This window comes from Mesorhizobium sp. P160219, from assembly GCF_057786095.1.
This window is the reverse complement of record NZ_JBYNWG010000001.1, coordinates 2,899,593-2,914,275: the sequence shown is the minus strand read 5'-3', so window position 1 is coordinate 2,914,275 and position 14,683 is coordinate 2,899,593. Positions and strand designations below refer to the sequence as shown.

Below are 14,683 nucleotides of genomic sequence, written 5' to 3'. Positions count from 1 at the left end.
CAGAGCATCCTCGGACAAGAGAAATAGAGAGGCGCACATTACGGCGCCATTTCCGGTGCATGAAAGTTTTGTAATGTTGGGCGGTCGCACAAATCGCTTGGTTGCGCTCGCCTGCTGCCCTATGGTGTACACAACTCAGCACAAGGCTTTCACAATGACAGCAAGCACCACCATGACCATTCGAGTCTCGTCCGAGACCAAGCTGAAGCTGGAGCAGATCGCTACCGATACCAGGCGTAGTAAATCGTTCCTCGCCGCCGAGGCGGTCTCAGCCTATGTCGATCGCGAGCTGGATATCATCGAAGGCATAAAACGTGGCATGGCCGACGCAGAGGCTGGCCGTGTCGTGCCCCACGACGACGCCATGGCGGAGCTCGACGCGGTGATCGAAGCAGCGAAAGCCAGGCGCGCAGGCAAGGCGTGAAGCGGTTCGTCACCTGGTCGCGAGAAGCGCTGGACGATCTCACGCAGCAAGTTGCCTTTATCGCTCAGGACAATCCTGCCGCCGCCCGACGCCTCGCGGACCGTATCCGTGAAATGGGCCGGGGCCTTGGTGATATGGCGACGGGCCGACCTGGCCGGGTAACAGGCACTTATGAGAAGCCCATCGGCCGCCTGCCCTACATCATTGCCTATGAATTGCGCCTGATCGCCGGCCGTCAGAGCATTGTTATCCTGCGCGCCATCCACACGTCGCGGGACTGGCCTTTGGAGGAATGGCCGAGCTAGTCGCTCAGCATCTTGTCCAGCGCCGCCTGTTCCTCGGCGCTCAGCGCCTTGGTTGCCAACGAGCGGCGGGAGCGTGTGGTCAGCACAATGAAAATGCCGCCGACTAGAAGCAGAAGCACCGGCGTGCCCCAAAGCAAGGCGTTGCGCGGGCTAAAGCGCGGCTTCAACAGCACGAACTCGCCGTAGCGCGACACGATATAGTCCATCACCTGCTGGTCGGTATCGCCGGCAACCAGACGCTGGCGCACCAGGATGCGCAGGTCGCGGGCGAGGTCAGCATCGGATTCGTCGATGGACTGGTTCTGGCAGACCATGCAGCGCAGGCCTTCCGACAGCAGCCGCGCCCTCGCCTCGAGCGCCGCATCGGCGAGAACCTCGTCCGGTTTCACCGCTTGCGCCGCGCCGGCAAACAGCAGCGCCAGCAAAAGCACGAGCGAGGCCAGAGACCTGGTGCTCACGGCACACCTGCCGACGGCATGGAGGCTGCCTGCTTGCGGCGGCGCGAGGGTACGCCAACCCGCAGGCGACGGTCGAACAGCGACATTGCGGCTCCCGCCATCATCACCAGAGCTCCGCCCCAGATCAGCGTCACCAGCGGCTTCCACCACAGGCGCACCACGACCGACCCATCGGTGCCCTCATCGCCCAGCGACAGATAGAGTTGGCTGAAGCCGATCGTCTCGATCCCAGATTCGGTCGTCGTCGTCTGCCGCACCGGAAAGAAGCGCTTGGCCGAGGTGATCTCGGCTGAAACGCCGCCACCGGCGCCGATCACGGAAAAGCGGCCGCGCTGCTCGCTGTAATTCGGACCCTGCGCCGGGAAGAGGCCGTCGAAACGCAGCGTGTGGCCGGAGAGTTCGACGCTCTCGCCGGCATGCATCGACAGTATCCTTTCGGTGCCGAAGCACAGCGTGCCGACAATGCCGAGCGTCGTCAGCCCGAGGCCGAGATGGGCAAGTGCAGTGCCGAACACCGAACGCGGCAGGCCGGCGAAACGGCGCAGCATGATGGCGGGCGACGCATTGCCAAAGCCGGACTTGACGGCGAGGTCGGTGAGCGCGCCGCAGACCAGCCAGCAGGCGAGGCCGACACCAAGGGCGGCGAACACCGACGCGCCGTCGATGAACAGCCCCGTGACCAGCATCGCCAGGAGAGCGGCGCCGAAAGCCGCCATCAGGCGCTGAGCGACGGCATAGAGGTCGCCGCGCTTCCAGGCTAGCAGCGGCCCGAACGGAACCACGACCAGCAGCGGCACCATCAGCGGGCCGAATGTCAGGTTGAAGAACGGCGCGCCGACCGAGATCTTGCCGGCCGAAAGCGCCTCGACCGCGAGCGGATAGAGCGTGCCGACCAGCACGGTGGCGGTGGCCGTGGTCAGGAACAGATTGTTGAGGACAAGCGCGCCTTCGCGCGAGATCGGGTGGAACAGGCCGCCGGCCGTCAGCCGCGAGGCGCGCAGCGCAAACAGGGCCAGCGAGCCGCCGATGAACAGCGTCAAAATGCACAGGATGAAGATGCCGCGGGTCGGATCGGTGGCGAAAGCATGCACCGAGGTCAGCACGCCGGAGCGCACCAGGAAGGTGCCGAGCAGCGACAGCGAGAAGGTGAGGATGGCAAGCAGCAGCGTCCAGATCTTGAGCGCCGAACGCTTCTCCATGACGATCGCCGAATGCAGAAGAGCCGTGCCGGCCAGCCACGGCATAAAGGAGGCGTTTTCGACCGGATCCCAGAACCAGAAGCCGCCCCAGCCGAGCTCGTAGTAGGCCCAGTAGGAGCCCATCGCGATGCCGCCGGTGAGGAACATCCAGGCGACCAGCGTCCACGGCCGCACCCAGCGCGCCCAGGAGGCATCGATGCGGCCTTCGATGAGGGCGGCGACCGAGAAGGAAAAGCAGATAGAGAACCCGACATAGCCGAGATAGAGCAGCGGCGGATGGATGGCGAGGCCAAGATCCTGCAGGACCGGGTTGAGATCGCGGCCCTCGATCGGCGCCGGATTGAGCCGGGTGAACGGATTGGATGTCGCCAGGATGAACAGGAAGAAGGTGGCGCCGATCGCCCCCTGCACGGCCAGCACATTGGCGCGCAGCGTCGCCGGAAGGTTGGAGCCGAAGACAGCGACCAGCGCACCGAAGAAGGTCAGGATCAGCACCCAGAGCAGCATCGAGCCTTCGTGATTGCCCCAGGTTCCGGTGATCTTGTAGATCAGCGGCTGCAGCGAATGCGAGTTTTCCCACACGCTCGCCACCGAGAAATCGGAACTTGCATAGGCGCCGGCGAGTGCTGCGAACGATAGCGCCGTGAGCGCGAAGCCTGTGACCGTGACGGGACCGCCGACAGCCATCAGCCTCTGGTTGCCGGTACGGGCGCCGATCAGCGGCACCAGCGTCTGCACCAGCGACAGCACAAAGGCGAGGACGAGCGCGAAGTGTCCGGTCTCAACCATTACTGGCTCTTGCTCTCTTGCCACACGCCCTTGGCCTTCAGCCCGTCAGCGACTTCCTTGGGCATGTAGCGCTCGTCATGCTTGGCCAGCACGCTGTCGGCGACGAAAACGCCGTCGGCGCCAAAGCTGCCTTCGGTGATGACGCCCTGCTCCTCGCGGAACAGATCGGGCAGGATGCCGGTATAGCTGACCTTGACCGATTTGTGCGTGTCGGTGACCGAGAACGCAACCGTCGCGCCCTGCCCGCGCACGACCGTGCCCTTTTCGACGAGGCCGCCGAGCCTGATGCGCTGTCCCGGCTGCAAGCTGGCGGTGGTCAGATCGGCGGGCATATAGAAATAGGAGGCCTTCTGGCCCAACGCATAGAAGGTCAGCCCGGTGGCGGCGCCGAGGAAGGCAAGACCTCCGACAATCACCGACAATCGCTTCTGCTTGCGCGTCATGTCCTACTCCGTCGCCGTCAGGCCGAGCGAGGCGGCAAAGGCGGTGAATTTCTTCGCTTCCTCACTGTCGGCGCCAAACACGGCAATACCGCGATGCAGCGCGTCCCGCGCCTGGTCGGCCTTGCCCAGCACAACATAGGAACGAATGAGCCGCATCCATCCTTCCGTGTCGCGCGGATTTTGCCGCAATTTTTCGTCGAGGCCGGCGACCATGGTTTCGATCATGGCCTGCCTGTCCCGCGGCGCCATCGACGAGGCGGCATCGACGGCTGCGGCGTCGGGGCCTTTGGCGGGCTCTCCTGACGCGACGCTGCGGTTGGCGGCCTCGGCCAGTGCCCGTTGGACAGCTCCGCGCCATGGCGAATCCTGCGGCAGGGAATCGAGCATTTTCTGCCAAGCCGTGGTTGCCTCGGGTATGCGGCCTTCCTGGGCCAGCGCCATCGCCAAATAGAACGAGGCTTTCGCGTTTGCCGGGTCGAGTTTTAGCGCCTGTTCGAAAGCGGATTGCGCATCGGCCGAAACGATGCCGCCGGCCGCATTGGCAATCGCTTCGCCGAGACCGGCCTCGCGGGCAGCCGTGTCGCCATCGAGGCGGATGGCATTGCGATAGGCGGTCACGGCATCGGGAAAGCGCTGCAGGCGCAGATAGATCGGGGCGAGCACGTCCCAGCCGCGTCCATCGCCAGGGTTGGCGGCAAGATGGGCCTCGGCGCGCGCCACCAACTCATCGACCGAACTATCGGCCGGATTCTTGGCCAGCCGTTCGGCAAGCGGCTGCGACGGCAGATCGGGCGAGCCGAGCTGGCTGTACATGCCCCAGCTGAGCAGCGGGACCATCAGCACCGCTGATGTCGCCACCAGCCTGGCCGCCTTTGACGGCTGCTGAAGCGTCGCGGCATCGGCCTGGCCGGCATTTCCCAGCCGAAGGATGCGGCGGGCGATTTCGGCGCGCGCCTCCTCGGCTTCCGCCGGCTGGATCAGGCCGCGCGCGGCGTCACGCTCGAGCTCGGCCAATTGATCGCGATAGACTTCGAGGTCATGGTCGCTGCTGGTCGGAGCGTCCGTGCCGCCGGTCAGCGGCAGCAGCACCGCCAGGCTTGCGCCCAGCGTGAGGAGTGCGGCTATGACCCAGAACAGCATGGTTCTTCCAATAGAGCGAGAGCCCTGCTCTCACAACATGAGGTCGCTGCGACGCTTTGACGGGATTCCGACCCCGGCCCAATGTTCAGGTCAGCGGCGTCCAGCTGCCGTCGGCGTTGCGGCATGCGGTGCCCCGCGCGGTCTGGCCGCCCGTGCCGGTAAACACCGTATGGGTGTACTGGCGGCAATCCTGCGAGCCGACGCGGTAGGGCTGGGCCGCGACGACTTCGCCGGAATGGGCCGAACTGTCGCCCTTCCAGGTCACCTTCTGGCCGCTCGCGGTATATTCGAGCGCCTTGTACTCCGCCTCGAGCGCCTTGCGCTTCTCGGTGCTGGTCAGGCCGCTGCCGATCGACCCGCCGACGAGCCCGCCAGCCATGGCCGAGATGATCGTCGTCGCGACCTTGGCACCCGAGGGAGGTGACGCGGGCGGATTGGTGATGGAGATATCCGGGCCACTGCCCTTGCCCAGCGTTCCGCAGCCGGAAAGAGCGAGCAGTGCGGAAACGAGCGCAACGCGAATCTTCATGCCAACAACCGGTTTTCTTGAACGGGATGCGCTGGGGGCCGCGTCATCGGGGGCGTCAGGACGTCATACTATTGACATTTGTCGGAAATTTGGCCGTTTTTAACGGCTTTTGTGCAATCGAGGGGCCGCCATAACACAGGCATTCGGCCGTGTCGATTGGCCCTGGGCAGTACATCATTGCAAGCTCCGCAAGCGCACAACCGCCTTCAGCCCGCCCATCGTGGAGCGTTCCAGCGCCAGCGCCCCGCCATACTCGTTGACGAGGTCGGCAACGATGGCAAGTCCGAGCCCGGTTCCCGGCTTTGTCTCGTCGAGGCGCCGGCCGCGTTTCAAGACATCGCGGGCCTTGTCCTCGGGGATGCCGGGACCGTCATCCTCGATCGATAGCTCGAACAGGCCGGCTGCGGCCGGCGTGACGGATACGGCAACAGTGCTCTTCGCCCATTTCATCGCATTGTCGAGAAGGTTGCCGAGCAGTTCCTCCAAATCCTCGCGCTCGCCAGCAAAGACGATGTCGGCCGCCAGCAGCGTAAGCGACAGGCTGACATCAGGCTTGAGTTTTTGCAGCACGCGCACCATGCGCTGCACCAGCGGCGTCACCGGCGTGCGGTAGACGACGCTGTCGCGCTGCGCCGCGACCCGTGCCCGCTGCAGGTAGTGGTCGACCTGTTTCTGCATCGACGCCGCCTGGTCGGCGATGAGCTGGCCCTTGGCGCCGCCTAGAGCCCGGCCCTCATTGATCAGCACGGCGAGCGGCGTCTTCAGCGAATGGGCAAGGTTGCCGACCTGCGTACGCGAGCGCTCGACGATGCGCTTGTTGTTTTCGATCAGCGCATTGGTTTCGTTGGCGAGCGGCTCGATCTCGGCGGGAAACCGGCCATCGAGCCGCTGCGCCGTGCCTTCGCGCACCTGGGCAAGCGCGTTGCGAACCCGGCGCAAGGGCTGGAGGCCGAGCAGGATAGCGATCGCATTGATGGCGATCATGCCGACGCCGAACAGGCTGAGATAGGTCAACAGGCGGCCCTGGAAGGTGGCGATCTCGTGCTCGAGCTCGGTCTTGTTGCCCATCACGCGGAAGCGCGCGGCGCGGTTCTTGGCATCGAGGACGAATTCGCTTTCGAACACTTGCAGTTCCTCGTCACCGATGCCGTCGGTGGAATAGCTGCGCTGGAAACTGGAATTGAAAGGCACCTCGGCAACGGTCGGCGACGGGATCGTCGTGGTCATCGAGGACGAATGAAGGTTGCCGTGCACGCCTTCGGAAGCCGGCTCCACCGACCAGTACCAGCCCGAATTCGGCTCCGAGAAGCGCAGGTCGCCAAGGTCGGGAGCGCCGGTGAGCTGGCCGGTTTCGGAAACGCCGACGGAGCCGATCAAATTGAACAGATGCGCCGACAGCAGGCTGTCGAAGCCGCGCTCGCTGGCCTGGCGGTAGAGCGTGGTGATCAGAGTGAAGATGACGATCAGGGTGAGGATCGCCCAGATCGTGGAAAAGCCGATGACGCGGAAGGCCAGCGAGCGAGGCCAGAGCCGCGCCGAAAAAGGCTTCCTTGCTGGTATGGGGAGCGGTTCCGCCTTACGCCTCCGGCTCACGCATGCGATAGCCCATGCCGCGCACGGTTTCGATCATGTCGATGCCCATCTTCTTGCGCAGCCGGCCGACAAAGACCTCGATGGTGTTGGAATCGCGGTCGAAATCCTGGTCGTAGAGATGCTCGACCAGCTCGGTGCGCGACACCACCTCACCCATATGGTGCATCAGATACGCCAGCAGGCGGAACTCATGCGAGGTCAGCTTCAGCGGCACGCCGTTGACATCGGCCTTGGAGGCCTTGGTGTCGAGGCGCAGCGGCCCGCAAGTGAGCTCGGACGAGGCATGGCCGGCGGCGCGGCGGATCAGCGCCCTCACCCTGGCCAGCACCTCCTCGATGTGGAACGGCTTGGTGACATAGTCGTCGGCGCCGGCATCGATGCCCGACACCTTGTCGCTCCAGCGGTCGCGCGCTGTCAGGATCAGCACCGGCATCTTGCGGCCGTTGCGGCGCCAGCGCTCGACGACGCTGATGCCGTCCATCTGCGGCAGGCCTATGTCGAGCACGACGGCATCGTAGGGCTCGGTGTCGCCGAGGAAATGCCCCTCCTCGCCGTCATAGGAGCGGTCGACCACATAGCCGGCATCGACCAGCGCGTCGGCCAGCTGCCGGTTGAGATCCTTGTCATCTTCGACGACGAGTACGCGCATGATCGGTCAGGCCTGTTGATGTGTCAGATATAGGCCGATTCCGGTGGTCTGGGAAACGAGCCCTGCAAGGGGAAGATTGGATCAGTTCGCCGGGACGACGATCTCGGAGCGGCGCGGACGCTGGCCGTCCTTGCCCGGCACAAGCACGATGATGATGCAGACCTCCTGGCCGCCACGCGTCGTCTGCGAAGCCTTGGCCAGCGTGCCGCCATTCTGCTCGGCAACCTGCTGGCCGATCGCGTAGCAATCCGCCGCGGCTGTTGGCGTCGCTTGCGACGCCAACAGGCCGGCCGCTGTGAGCGCCAGTATCGCGGTTCTGACATGAGAGCGAAGCGTTTTCATGGTCGGCGTTGTAACGCAACTGTGCTGAACGTGAAATGAACGGTGAACGGGTGAAAATCCATCCCCGCAATACCCCCTGCGCGCGCAACGAATGAATGCGATCCTACCGCCCAGTCCCTCAGACCGGGCAATGGATTCATAACCGGAAAACCGGCTGCGCGGCTATGGTGTTTGCGCGCAGGTTCTCAATTCGCAGCCAGATTGGGAACAGGTCAAGGCGAGACCATTCTGAAGGGCCGCCCTAAATAGCGCGGGAAACGCCAAATCATCGGAGTGCGCCATGACGGATAAAGACCTTGCCGACCTTTACCGGGGCTATATCGCTTGCCTGAATGCCCAGGACTGGGCGAAACTTGGAGACTTTGTCGGCGACGAGGTGCAGCACAATGGCGAAATGCTGGGCCTGTCGGGTTATCGCCGTATGCTCGAAGGCGATTTCGAGGCGATTCCCGACCTCCGCTTCAACATCGAACTGCTGGTCTGCCAGCCGCCGCGCGTGGCGGCGCGCCTGCATTTCGACTGTCATCCCAAGGGCGTGCTGTTCGGCCTGCCGGTGAACGGCAAGCGCGTGTCGTTCGCTGAGAATGTTTTCTACGAATTCGGAGAGGGTCGCATCCGCGAGGTGTGGTCAGTCATCGACAAGGCCGAGATCCAGGCGCAGATCTAGGTTGCTTCAATCACTTTGTTCGGTGAGAGCGCGTATCCGCAGCACCCCGTGGTAGAGCGCCAGGTCCTCGTCGTAGCGGGCCTCGGCGAACTCCAGCGACAGGCGGGTCTGGTCGCGCGAGCCGGTGGCGAAAGCGGCGCCGTCAAGGCGCGCCCGGATGCTGTCCATAATCAGACGCGTCTCGGCCTCGCCTTGCGCCTTCGACCAGACATGCAGCGTGATGAGCTGGTCGTCATCATTGTCGGCGCCGGTGTCCAGATCGAATGCGCTGGTCCTGCCATAGGTCACATAAGGGAAGGCGGCACTGTCGGCCGCCTGCTCGCGCAACCCGGCGCCGCCGAGCAGCGCCGTCAGCGAGGCATCGCTCTTCAATCTCATGAACAAGGCTTGCAGCAAATCGCCGGGCGCCGTCATCGTCGTCTCCGTTCGCCTGTCACGCTTTGAACAACCTCAGTTTCGCGCGCAACCTAACCGCGTTGCACGGATTTCGCCAGATGACGATCCGCCTGATGGAAGGCGGCGAATCGGGCGGCATGGCCCTTTCACGGACCGGGTTCTATTTGGCATGCGGGGAGTTTCAAGAAGGGTGTTATGAGGAGCCCTGTTTTCTCCGGCAATTCGAGGTCATTTCATGCGAACGCCACCGCTGCTGCCGGCTTTTGGAAAGCTTGGCGTCAAGCCCCCGGTCGCGATTGCGGCAGCACCCGCCCTGTCGAAGAGCACCGTGGCCCTGCGCATGCGCGAGATACTTTCAATGCATGGCGGCCTGGCCTTGAAGCTGTCGGTGGTGGCCTGGACAATCCTGATCCTGGCGGCGGCATTTTTCATGTCAAGGGCCTGATGCCGATATGACAAACCGCTACGCGTTGCGCATGTACGAGCCCGAGAGCTGGACTATCTTCGACATCTTCACCGGCCAGCCTGTCGAGCTTAAGCAACAGGTAATGGTGGCCATGAATTTGCGCGATGCGGAAGCGATGGCCGACCGCCTGAACAGCCGGGACGTCAAGCGGCGGGCAAAAGCCGACCGCAAGTCCTGACGCACGCTGATCTCAGCCGCTCTGATGCAAGACGAACGCGCGCTAGCCGAAATCCGCGGCTGTGAGCACATAAATGCTCTTGCGGGTGCGGGCGTAGGCCTTGCTGGCAATGTCATGGATGGAGCTGGACGCGGTGTCGAAGGCCGCCAGATAGGTGGCTTCCGCGGTCGCCGTCCCTGATGGCGCCTTCGAGAGGGCATCGGCGGCGACAGAGAAGGAAATCTGGAACATGCCGTCATGGCCGACAAAGCGGATGCGCTTGCCGGCCTCGTCATAGAAGCGGCTTGGATTGGGGAATGTCAGGCTCATGACGTGCCCCCCTTCGGCGCGGCGGCGGCTTTCTTGACGGTAGCCCGCTTCTTCTTCGGTGTCGGGTTCAAGGCTTCCGCGACGCGGTCGGCCTCTTCCTTGGCCAGGCGCAATTCCCTGAGCCTTGCCGTCTTGATCTCCCTGGCCCTCGCTTCGGACATGTAGTCGGAGGTTGCCTTGTTGCGCTCGGCCGTCTTCTTCTGCTTGTCCATGAAGCGGGCTTCAGCTTTTTCCATGATGCTCTGATTGCCTTCGGCCATCGCCTAAATCTCCTTCGTGCCTGAAATTGTGAAATCGAACTTACGATATAAATAGTCACTTTTGCCTCGAAATTCAATTTTTTGAAATATCTAGGCGCCTCGCGACGTTTCGAACCCTGCATACATCATAATACTTTTTAATATTTAATTTTGGCCACGAATAATTTTTGGCACTCCTATCTATCGAGTGCCAACACGCCTATAAGAACGGCGCGGTCGCCTATGCCGGCCCCAGAAAGAAGTTCTCATGAAGTTTCGGCCACTCCACGACCGCGTCGTCATCCGGCGCGCCGAAGGCGATGTCAAATCCAAGGGCGGCATCATCATTCCCGACAATGCCAAGGAAAAGCCGCAGGAAGGCGAAGTCATCGCCGTTGGGCCGGGCGCACGCGACGAAAACGGCGCGCTTGTTCCGCTCGACGTCAAGGCCGGCGACTTCATCCTGTTCGGCAAATGGTCGGGCACCGAGGTCAAGATCGACGGCGAGGACCTGCTGATCATGAAGGAAGCCGACATTATGGGCGTCATCGACAAGAGCGAGACGGCCGCTATCGGCAAGAGCGGGACGGTCGTCACCGAGAAGAGCGTCAAAGCCAAGAAGGCTGCCTGACCGGCCTGGCTTTGCCAGGCTCCGGCGAGCCGCTTGCTTCACCACACCAACGGGATTGAAAAAAATGTCTGCCAAGGAAATTAAATTCGCCACCGACGCGCGCGACCGCATGCTGCGCGGCGTCGAGATCCTCACCAATGCGGTGAAGGTCACGCTCGGCCCCAAGGGCCGCAACGTCATCATCGACAAGGCCTATGGCGCGCCGCGCATCACCAAGGACGGTGTGACGGTGGCCAAGGAAATCGAGCTTGCTGACAAGTTCGAGAACATGGGCGCGCAGATGGTGCGCGAAGTGGCTTCGAAGACCAACGACCTCGCCGGTGACGGCACCACCACCGCCACGGTGCTGGCCGCATCGATCCTGCGCGAAGGCGCCAAGCTGGTTGCCGCGGGCATGAACCCGATGGACCTCAAGCGTGGCATCGACCAGGCTGTCGCCGCCGTGGTCAAGGACATCAAGGCGAAGGCCAAGAAGGTCAAGTCGTCGGCCGAGATCGCGCAGGTCGGCACCATCGCCGCCAATGGCGATGCCAGCGTCGGCGCCATGATCGCCAAGGCGATGGACAAGGTCGGCAATGACGGCGTCATCACCGTCGAGGAGGCCAAGACCGCCGACACCGAACTCGACGTCGTCGAAGGCATGCAGTTCGACCGCGGCTATCTCTCACCCTATTTCGTCACCAATGCCGACAAGATGCGCGTCGAACTGGAAGAGCCTTACGTGCTCATCCACGAGAAGAAGCTCGGCAATCTGCAGGCGATGCTGCCGATCCTCGAAGCAGTGGTGCAGAGCGGCAGGCCGTTGCTGATCATCTCGGAAGACGTCGAAGGCGAAGCACTGGCGACGCTGGTCGTCAACAAGCTGCGCGGCGGCCTCAAGGTCGCGGCCGTCAAGGCGCCGGGCTTCGGCGATCGCCGCAAGGCGATGCTGGAAGACATCGCCGTGCTGACATCGGGCCAGATGATTTCCGAGGATCTCGGCATCAAGCTCGAAAACGTCACCATCGAGATGCTTGGCCGCGCCAAGCGCGTACTGATCGAGAAGGACACCACCACGATCATCGACGGCGCCGGCACCAAGGCGACCATCCAGGCGCGCATCGCGCAGATCAAGGGCCAGATCGAGGAGACCACGTCCGACTACGACAAGGAGAAGCTGCAGGAGCGGCTGGCCAAGCTCGCCGGCGGCGTCGCCGTGATCCGCGTCGGCGGCGTCACCGAGTCTGAAGTGAAGGAAAAGAAGGACCGCATCGACGACGCGCTGAATGCGACGCGCGCGGCGGTGGAAGAAGGCATCGTGCCCGGCGGTGGCGTGGCGCTTCTGCGCGCAAGATCGGCTCTGGCCGGCCTGACCGGCGCCAATGACGATGTGACCGCCGGCATTTCGATCGTGCTCAGGGCGCTGGAAGCGCCGATCCGCCAGATCGCCGAGAATTCCGGCGTCGAAGGCTCGATCGTCGTCGGCAAGCTGTCCGACAGCAAGGACCAGAATCAGGGCTTTGACGCCCAGAACGAGGTCTATGTCGACATGATCAAGGCCGGCATCGTCGACCCGGCGAAAGTGGTGCGCACCGCGTTGCAGGACGCCGGCTCGATCGCCGCCCTTCTGATCACCGCCGAAGCGATGATCACCGACGTTCCGGCCAAGGATGCGGCGCCTGCGGGCGGCGGTGGCGGCATGGGCGGCTACTGACCATCGCCCGAAAATTGCCCGCTGGGAATCTGGGCGGGCATAAATCAAAACAGGCTGCCGGGGACATTTCCCCGGCGAGCCAGGAATTTCCGTCAGTCAGTCAAGACCAGTCATCAACGACAGGGAGATCGACAGATGATCACATTCGCCCCGAAGCCAAACGCTGTATCCGCGACCAAGCCGGCGGAGGAGAGCCGCTTCGATCGCATCCGCCGGATTGCCGCCGACAAGCACAGGCAGGCCGATGCCGGGCCAATTCGCCGCGAGCCGTCGAAGACCGGCGACAAGCGGCCGACGTGACGGCTGCCAACCTCACGACACCGGCAACGCTCCGCCCTCTTCGGTGCGGCGGGCAATGTACTCGTCGAGCACATCGGATGTGGCAACGGCCGACGCCGGCGGCTGGAAGTCGGCCAGCGTCCGCTTCCAGATGCCGGTGGCGCGCTCGGTGGCCGACTTCGAACCGGACTGCGTCCAGCTGCCGAAATTCGACCAATCGGCGACCAGCGGCTCGTAGAAGGCGGTGCGGTAGCGCGTCATGGTGTGGCCGGCGGAGAAGAAATGCCCGCCCGGCTGGACTTCAGCGATCGCCTCGAAGCCGATCGAATCCTCGTCGCCGGGGGTCGTAGCGCAGAGTTCGGCAACCGTCTGCAATGCCTCGATATCGGTGATCAGCTTCTCGTAGGAGACGCTGAGGCCACCCTCCAGCCAGCCCGCGGCATGGATGCAGACGGTGGCGCCGGCAAGCACCGAGCCCCACAGCGCGAACTGCGTCTCGTGCGCCGCCTGCACATCGGAAATGTTGGCCGCACTGCCGCCGCCGGACCGCCAAGGCAGGCCGGTGAAGCGCGCCAGCTGGCCGGCGCCCAGCGTCGCCTTGACGTGCTCGGGCGTGCCGAAGGCCGGTGCGCCGGACTTCATGTCGACATTGGAGGAGAAGGATCCGTAGACCACCGGTGCGCCCGGCCGCACCATCTGCGCCAGCGCGAGACCAGCCAGCGCCTCGGCATGCTGCAGCGTCAATGCGCCGGCGACGGTGATCGGCGCCATGGCGCCGGCCAGGCAGAAGGGCGTGATGACAGAGACCTGGCCGGCCCTGGCGAAGTCGATGATGCCTTGCGCCATCGGGATATCGAGCTGGCGCGGCGAATTGGTGTTGATCACGGTGTAGCAATGGACGCCGGCCAGGAACTCGTCCTGCGAGAGCCCGCGCGCCAGCCTGATCATCTCGAACCCATCCTCGACCTGCGGCGTGCCGCGGGCGAAGACGAAGGGGAACTTGTCCGACAGGGTCAGCTGCGCACGGTTGACGGCATAGTGGCGCAAATGGTTGTCGACATCCTGCGGCTCGATCCAGGGGCCGAGCATATGCAGCACGTCGAAATTCTGAACAAGCTTGGTCAGTTCTTCGAAAGCGGCGAGCGTGCCCGGACGCCGTCCGCGTTCGAGATCGGTGACGTTGGGCGCCCCGGCTCCGGCCAGGAACGTCATCGAGCCGAGCTCCAGCATGAGATCGCGGCTACGGTTGCCCGCCAGCGCCCGGATGGATTTCGGCGCCGAGGCCAGTGCCGCAGTGACAATATCGCGGCCGATGCGCACCATCTGGCTGTCCTCGTCGACCAGCGCACCGGCTTTGGCGTAGATCGCCCGTGCCTCCGGCAGCAGCACCTTGATGCCGAGCTCTTCCAGCACGCGCAACGCCGTGTCGTGGATGGCCGCGACCTGGTCGTCCGAAAACACCGGCTGCGGCAGGAACGGGTTCTTGAGCGAGCGATAGTTCGGGTGGCGGCTTGACCCGCTGCCGGCCTCACCGGTGTGCCCGCGCCGGCGCTCGCGCCTGGTCTCCCTTATAATGTCATCGACCATGGCCAAAACTCCTCATTGCCGCATCGCCTGCCCTCGGGGTCGTATGGCGAGGCCGGAATAATTCGCGCCGGCCGCTCGACGCCGACAATGTGCACCCAAAGCGCGGTCCCCTCCCCGGCGAATTCGTCGCCCAGCAACGTCAGCGCGACGCTTTTGCCTATTGTGTAGCCATAGCCGGCTGAGGCGACGAAGCCGACGCGCCGGCCCTTGTGCCAGACTGGCTCGAAGCCACTGGCGTCGGCATCGACGGCGTCGACCTCCAGCGTCACGATCCGGGCGGCGCTCAACAAACCGTGCGGTGTGGCCTGGCTGCCCTTGTGAGCCGGGCTGAAATGGAAGAATAGTCTTCGCCGGGTATGCCCGCCCT

At 63.8% G+C, this 14,683-nt stretch carries 21 protein-coding genes; 8 read left to right on the top strand and 13 right to left on the bottom strand.

Features of this window, described 5'->3' with window-relative positions:
* The first annotated feature begins 154 nt into the window (after positions 1–154).
* Positions 155–424, top strand: a complete 270-nt coding sequence (locus AC3EMP_RS13990) for a CopG family ribbon-helix-helix protein (protein ID WP_023684527.1) — start codon at positions 155–157, stop codon at positions 422–424.
* Positions 421–729, top strand: coding sequence for a type II toxin-antitoxin system RelE/ParE family toxin (locus AC3EMP_RS13985; RefSeq protein ID WP_023670182.1), 309 nt, complete (start codon positions 421–423; stop codon positions 727–729). The genes AC3EMP_RS13990 and AC3EMP_RS13985 overlap by 4 nt, the downstream gene beginning before the upstream one ends.
* Here AC3EMP_RS13985 and AC3EMP_RS13980 read toward each other — a convergent pair.
* The 8 genes from AC3EMP_RS13980 to AC3EMP_RS13945 all read right to left on the bottom strand — a co-directional run bounded on the left by AC3EMP_RS13980 (position 726) and on the right by AC3EMP_RS13945 (position 7,871).
* Positions 726–1,187 carry a cytochrome c-type biogenesis protein gene (locus AC3EMP_RS13980; RefSeq protein WP_023732023.1) on the bottom strand — a complete coding sequence of 154 codons (462 nt, stop codon included), beginning with the start codon at positions 1,185–1,187 and terminating at the stop codon, positions 726–728. The genes AC3EMP_RS13985 and AC3EMP_RS13980 overlap by 4 nt on opposite strands.
* Positions 1,184–3,175 (bottom strand): heme lyase CcmF/NrfE family subunit, encoded by a 1,992-nt coding sequence (locus AC3EMP_RS13975; protein ID WP_352712871.1) that lies wholly within the window; start codon positions 3,173–3,175, stop codon positions 1,184–1,186. Before AC3EMP_RS13975 ends, AC3EMP_RS13980 begins: the two co-directional genes overlap by 4 nt.
* Positions 3,175–3,618: a cytochrome c maturation protein CcmE gene (gene ccmE, locus AC3EMP_RS13970; RefSeq protein ID WP_023670179.1), complete on the bottom strand. Its 444-nt coding sequence runs from the start codon at positions 3,616–3,618 to the stop codon at positions 3,175–3,177. Before ccmE ends, AC3EMP_RS13975 begins: the two co-directional genes overlap by 1 nt.
* 3 nt (positions 3,619–3,621) lie before the next feature.
* Positions 3,622–4,758 (bottom strand): c-type cytochrome biogenesis protein CcmI, encoded by a 1,137-nt coding sequence (ccmI, locus tag AC3EMP_RS13965; RefSeq protein WP_352712869.1) that lies wholly within the window; start codon positions 4,756–4,758, stop codon positions 3,622–3,624.
* 85 nt (positions 4,759–4,843) lie between these two features.
* Entirely contained in the window at positions 4,844–5,287 is a 444-nt protein-coding gene (locus AC3EMP_RS13960) for an RT0821/Lpp0805 family surface protein (protein ID WP_023670177.1), read from the bottom strand.
* 174 nt (positions 5,288–5,461) lie between these two features.
* Positions 5,462–6,880: an ATP-binding protein gene (locus AC3EMP_RS13955; RefSeq protein WP_023692813.1), complete on the bottom strand. Its 1,419-nt coding sequence runs from the start codon at positions 6,878–6,880 to the stop codon at positions 5,462–5,464.
* Positions 6,864–7,529: a response regulator transcription factor gene (locus AC3EMP_RS13950; RefSeq protein ID WP_023670175.1), complete on the bottom strand. Its 666-nt coding sequence runs from the start codon at positions 7,527–7,529 to the stop codon at positions 6,864–6,866. Before AC3EMP_RS13950 ends, AC3EMP_RS13955 begins: the two co-directional genes overlap by 17 nt.
* A gap of 81 nt (positions 7,530–7,610) precedes the next feature.
* Complete coding sequence (locus tag AC3EMP_RS13945) at positions 7,611–7,871, bottom strand: hypothetical protein (RefSeq protein WP_352597549.1); 261 nt, start codon at positions 7,869–7,871, stop codon at positions 7,611–7,613.
* A 280-nt stretch (positions 7,872–8,151) separates the two neighbouring features.
* Here AC3EMP_RS13945 and AC3EMP_RS13940 point away from each other — a divergent pair, with 280 nt between their 5' ends.
* Positions 8,152–8,538 (top strand): ester cyclase, encoded by a 387-nt coding sequence (locus AC3EMP_RS13940; RefSeq protein WP_023684533.1) that lies wholly within the window; start codon positions 8,152–8,154, stop codon positions 8,536–8,538.
* Between the two features lie 6 nt (positions 8,539–8,544).
* On the opposite strand, the gene AC3EMP_RS13935 is transcribed toward AC3EMP_RS13940, so the two are convergent.
* Positions 8,545–8,952, bottom strand: a complete 408-nt coding sequence (locus AC3EMP_RS13935) for a DUF3168 domain-containing protein (RefSeq protein ID WP_023670173.1) — start codon at positions 8,950–8,952, stop codon at positions 8,545–8,547.
* A gap of 217 nt (positions 8,953–9,169) precedes the next feature.
* Here AC3EMP_RS13935 and AC3EMP_RS13930 point away from each other — a divergent pair, with 217 nt between their 5' ends.
* Both AC3EMP_RS13930 and AC3EMP_RS13925 read left to right on the top strand, forming a co-directional pair.
* Positions 9,170–9,379: a hypothetical protein gene (locus AC3EMP_RS13930; RefSeq protein WP_023692810.1), complete on the top strand. Its 210-nt coding sequence runs from the start codon at positions 9,170–9,172 to the stop codon at positions 9,377–9,379.
* 7 nt (positions 9,380–9,386) lie between these two features.
* The gene (locus tag AC3EMP_RS13925; RefSeq protein ID WP_023692809.1) at positions 9,387–9,578 is read left to right on the top strand and encodes a hypothetical protein; all 192 of its coding nucleotides are present in this window, start codon (positions 9,387–9,389) and stop codon (positions 9,576–9,578) included.
* Positions 9,579–9,620: 42 nt separating this feature from the next.
* On the opposite strand, the gene AC3EMP_RS13920 is transcribed toward AC3EMP_RS13925, so the two are convergent.
* Positions 9,621–9,887: a DUF1488 family protein gene (locus tag AC3EMP_RS13920; protein ID WP_023670170.1), complete on the bottom strand. Its 267-nt coding sequence runs from the start codon at positions 9,885–9,887 to the stop codon at positions 9,621–9,623.
* Entirely contained in the window at positions 9,884–10,147 is a 264-nt protein-coding gene (locus AC3EMP_RS13915) for a hypothetical protein (protein ID WP_023670169.1), read from the bottom strand. The genes AC3EMP_RS13920 and AC3EMP_RS13915 overlap by 4 nt, the downstream gene beginning before the upstream one ends.
* 247 nt (positions 10,148–10,394) lie before the next feature.
* On the opposite strand from AC3EMP_RS13915, the gene AC3EMP_RS13910 reads away from it, so the two are divergent.
* The 3 genes from AC3EMP_RS13910 to AC3EMP_RS13900 all read left to right on the top strand — a co-directional run bounded on the left by AC3EMP_RS13910 (position 10,395) and on the right by AC3EMP_RS13900 (position 12,750).
* Positions 10,395–10,757 carry a co-chaperone GroES gene (locus AC3EMP_RS13910; RefSeq protein WP_023698577.1) on the top strand — a complete coding sequence of 121 codons (363 nt, stop codon included), beginning with the start codon at positions 10,395–10,397 and terminating at the stop codon, positions 10,755–10,757.
* Positions 10,758–10,821: 64 nt separating this feature from the next.
* On the top strand, positions 10,822–12,450 hold the full coding sequence (gene groL, locus AC3EMP_RS13905) for a chaperonin GroEL (RefSeq protein WP_023687238.1): 1,629 nt from the start codon (positions 10,822–10,824) through the stop codon (positions 12,448–12,450).
* A gap of 135 nt (positions 12,451–12,585) precedes the next feature.
* Positions 12,586–12,750 (top strand): hypothetical protein, encoded by a 165-nt coding sequence (locus AC3EMP_RS13900; RefSeq protein ID WP_023687237.1) that lies wholly within the window; start codon positions 12,586–12,588, stop codon positions 12,748–12,750.
* Between the two features lie 12 nt (positions 12,751–12,762).
* Here AC3EMP_RS13900 and AC3EMP_RS13895 read toward each other — a convergent pair whose 3' ends face one another.
* Together AC3EMP_RS13895 and AC3EMP_RS13890 are read right to left on the bottom strand one after the other, a co-directional pair.
* Positions 12,763–14,316 carry a trimethylamine methyltransferase family protein gene (locus tag AC3EMP_RS13895; RefSeq protein WP_023727643.1) on the bottom strand — a complete coding sequence of 518 codons (1,554 nt, stop codon included), beginning with the start codon at positions 14,314–14,316 and terminating at the stop codon, positions 12,763–12,765.
* Positions 14,298–14,603: a glycine cleavage T C-terminal barrel domain-containing protein gene (locus tag AC3EMP_RS13890; protein ID WP_023727644.1), complete on the bottom strand. Its 306-nt coding sequence runs from the start codon at positions 14,601–14,603 to the stop codon at positions 14,298–14,300. Before AC3EMP_RS13890 ends, AC3EMP_RS13895 begins: the two co-directional genes overlap by 19 nt.
* Positions 14,604–14,683: the final 80 nt, after the last annotated feature.

Excerpts from the sequence above, each read along its gene's own strand:
- AC3EMP_RS13945 (WP_352597549.1), bottom strand. The coding sequence starts at position 7,871 with ATGAAAACGCTTCGCTCTCATGTCAGAACCGCGATACTGGCGCTCACA.
- ccmE (WP_023670179.1), bottom strand. The coding sequence starts at position 3,618 with ATGACGCGCAAGCAGAAGCGATTGTCGGTGATTGTCGGAGGTCTTGCC.
- AC3EMP_RS13950 (WP_023670175.1), bottom strand. The coding sequence starts at position 7,529 with ATGCGCGTACTCGTCGTCGAAGATGACAAGGATCTCAACCGGCAGCTG.
- AC3EMP_RS13920 (WP_023670170.1), bottom strand. The coding sequence starts at position 9,887 with ATGAGCCTGACATTCCCCAATCCAAGCCGCTTCTATGACGAGGCCGGC.
- AC3EMP_RS13975 (WP_352712871.1), bottom strand. The coding sequence starts at position 3,175 with ATGGTTGAGACCGGACACTTCGCGCTCGTCCTCGCCTTTGTGCTGTCG.
- AC3EMP_RS13990 (WP_023684527.1), top strand. The coding sequence starts at position 155 with ATGACAGCAAGCACCACCATGACCATTCGAGTCTCGTCCGAGACCAAG.
- AC3EMP_RS13915 (WP_023670169.1), bottom strand. The coding sequence starts at position 10,147 with ATGGCCGAAGGCAATCAGAGCATCATGGAAAAAGCTGAAGCCCGCTTC.
- AC3EMP_RS13900 (WP_023687237.1), top strand. The coding sequence starts at position 12,586 with ATGATCACATTCGCCCCGAAGCCAAACGCTGTATCCGCGACCAAGCCG.
- AC3EMP_RS13940 (WP_023684533.1), top strand. The coding sequence starts at position 8,152 with ATGACGGATAAAGACCTTGCCGACCTTTACCGGGGCTATATCGCTTGC.
- AC3EMP_RS13925 (WP_023692809.1), top strand. The coding sequence starts at position 9,387 with ATGACAAACCGCTACGCGTTGCGCATGTACGAGCCCGAGAGCTGGACT.
- AC3EMP_RS13895 (WP_023727643.1), bottom strand. The coding sequence starts at position 14,316 with ATGGTCGATGACATTATAAGGGAGACCAGGCGCGAGCGCCGGCGCGGG.
- AC3EMP_RS13935 (WP_023670173.1), bottom strand. The coding sequence starts at position 8,952 with ATGACGGCGCCCGGCGATTTGCTGCAAGCCTTGTTCATGAGATTGAAG.
- ccmI (WP_352712869.1), bottom strand. The coding sequence starts at position 4,758 with ATGCTGTTCTGGGTCATAGCCGCACTCCTCACGCTGGGCGCAAGCCTG.
- AC3EMP_RS13910 (WP_023698577.1), top strand. The coding sequence starts at position 10,395 with ATGAAGTTTCGGCCACTCCACGACCGCGTCGTCATCCGGCGCGCCGAA.
- AC3EMP_RS13930 (WP_023692810.1), top strand. The coding sequence starts at position 9,170 with ATGCGAACGCCACCGCTGCTGCCGGCTTTTGGAAAGCTTGGCGTCAAG.
- AC3EMP_RS13960 (WP_023670177.1), bottom strand. The coding sequence starts at position 5,287 with ATGAAGATTCGCGTTGCGCTCGTTTCCGCACTGCTCGCTCTTTCCGGC.
- groL (WP_023687238.1), top strand. The coding sequence starts at position 10,822 with ATGTCTGCCAAGGAAATTAAATTCGCCACCGACGCGCGCGACCGCATG.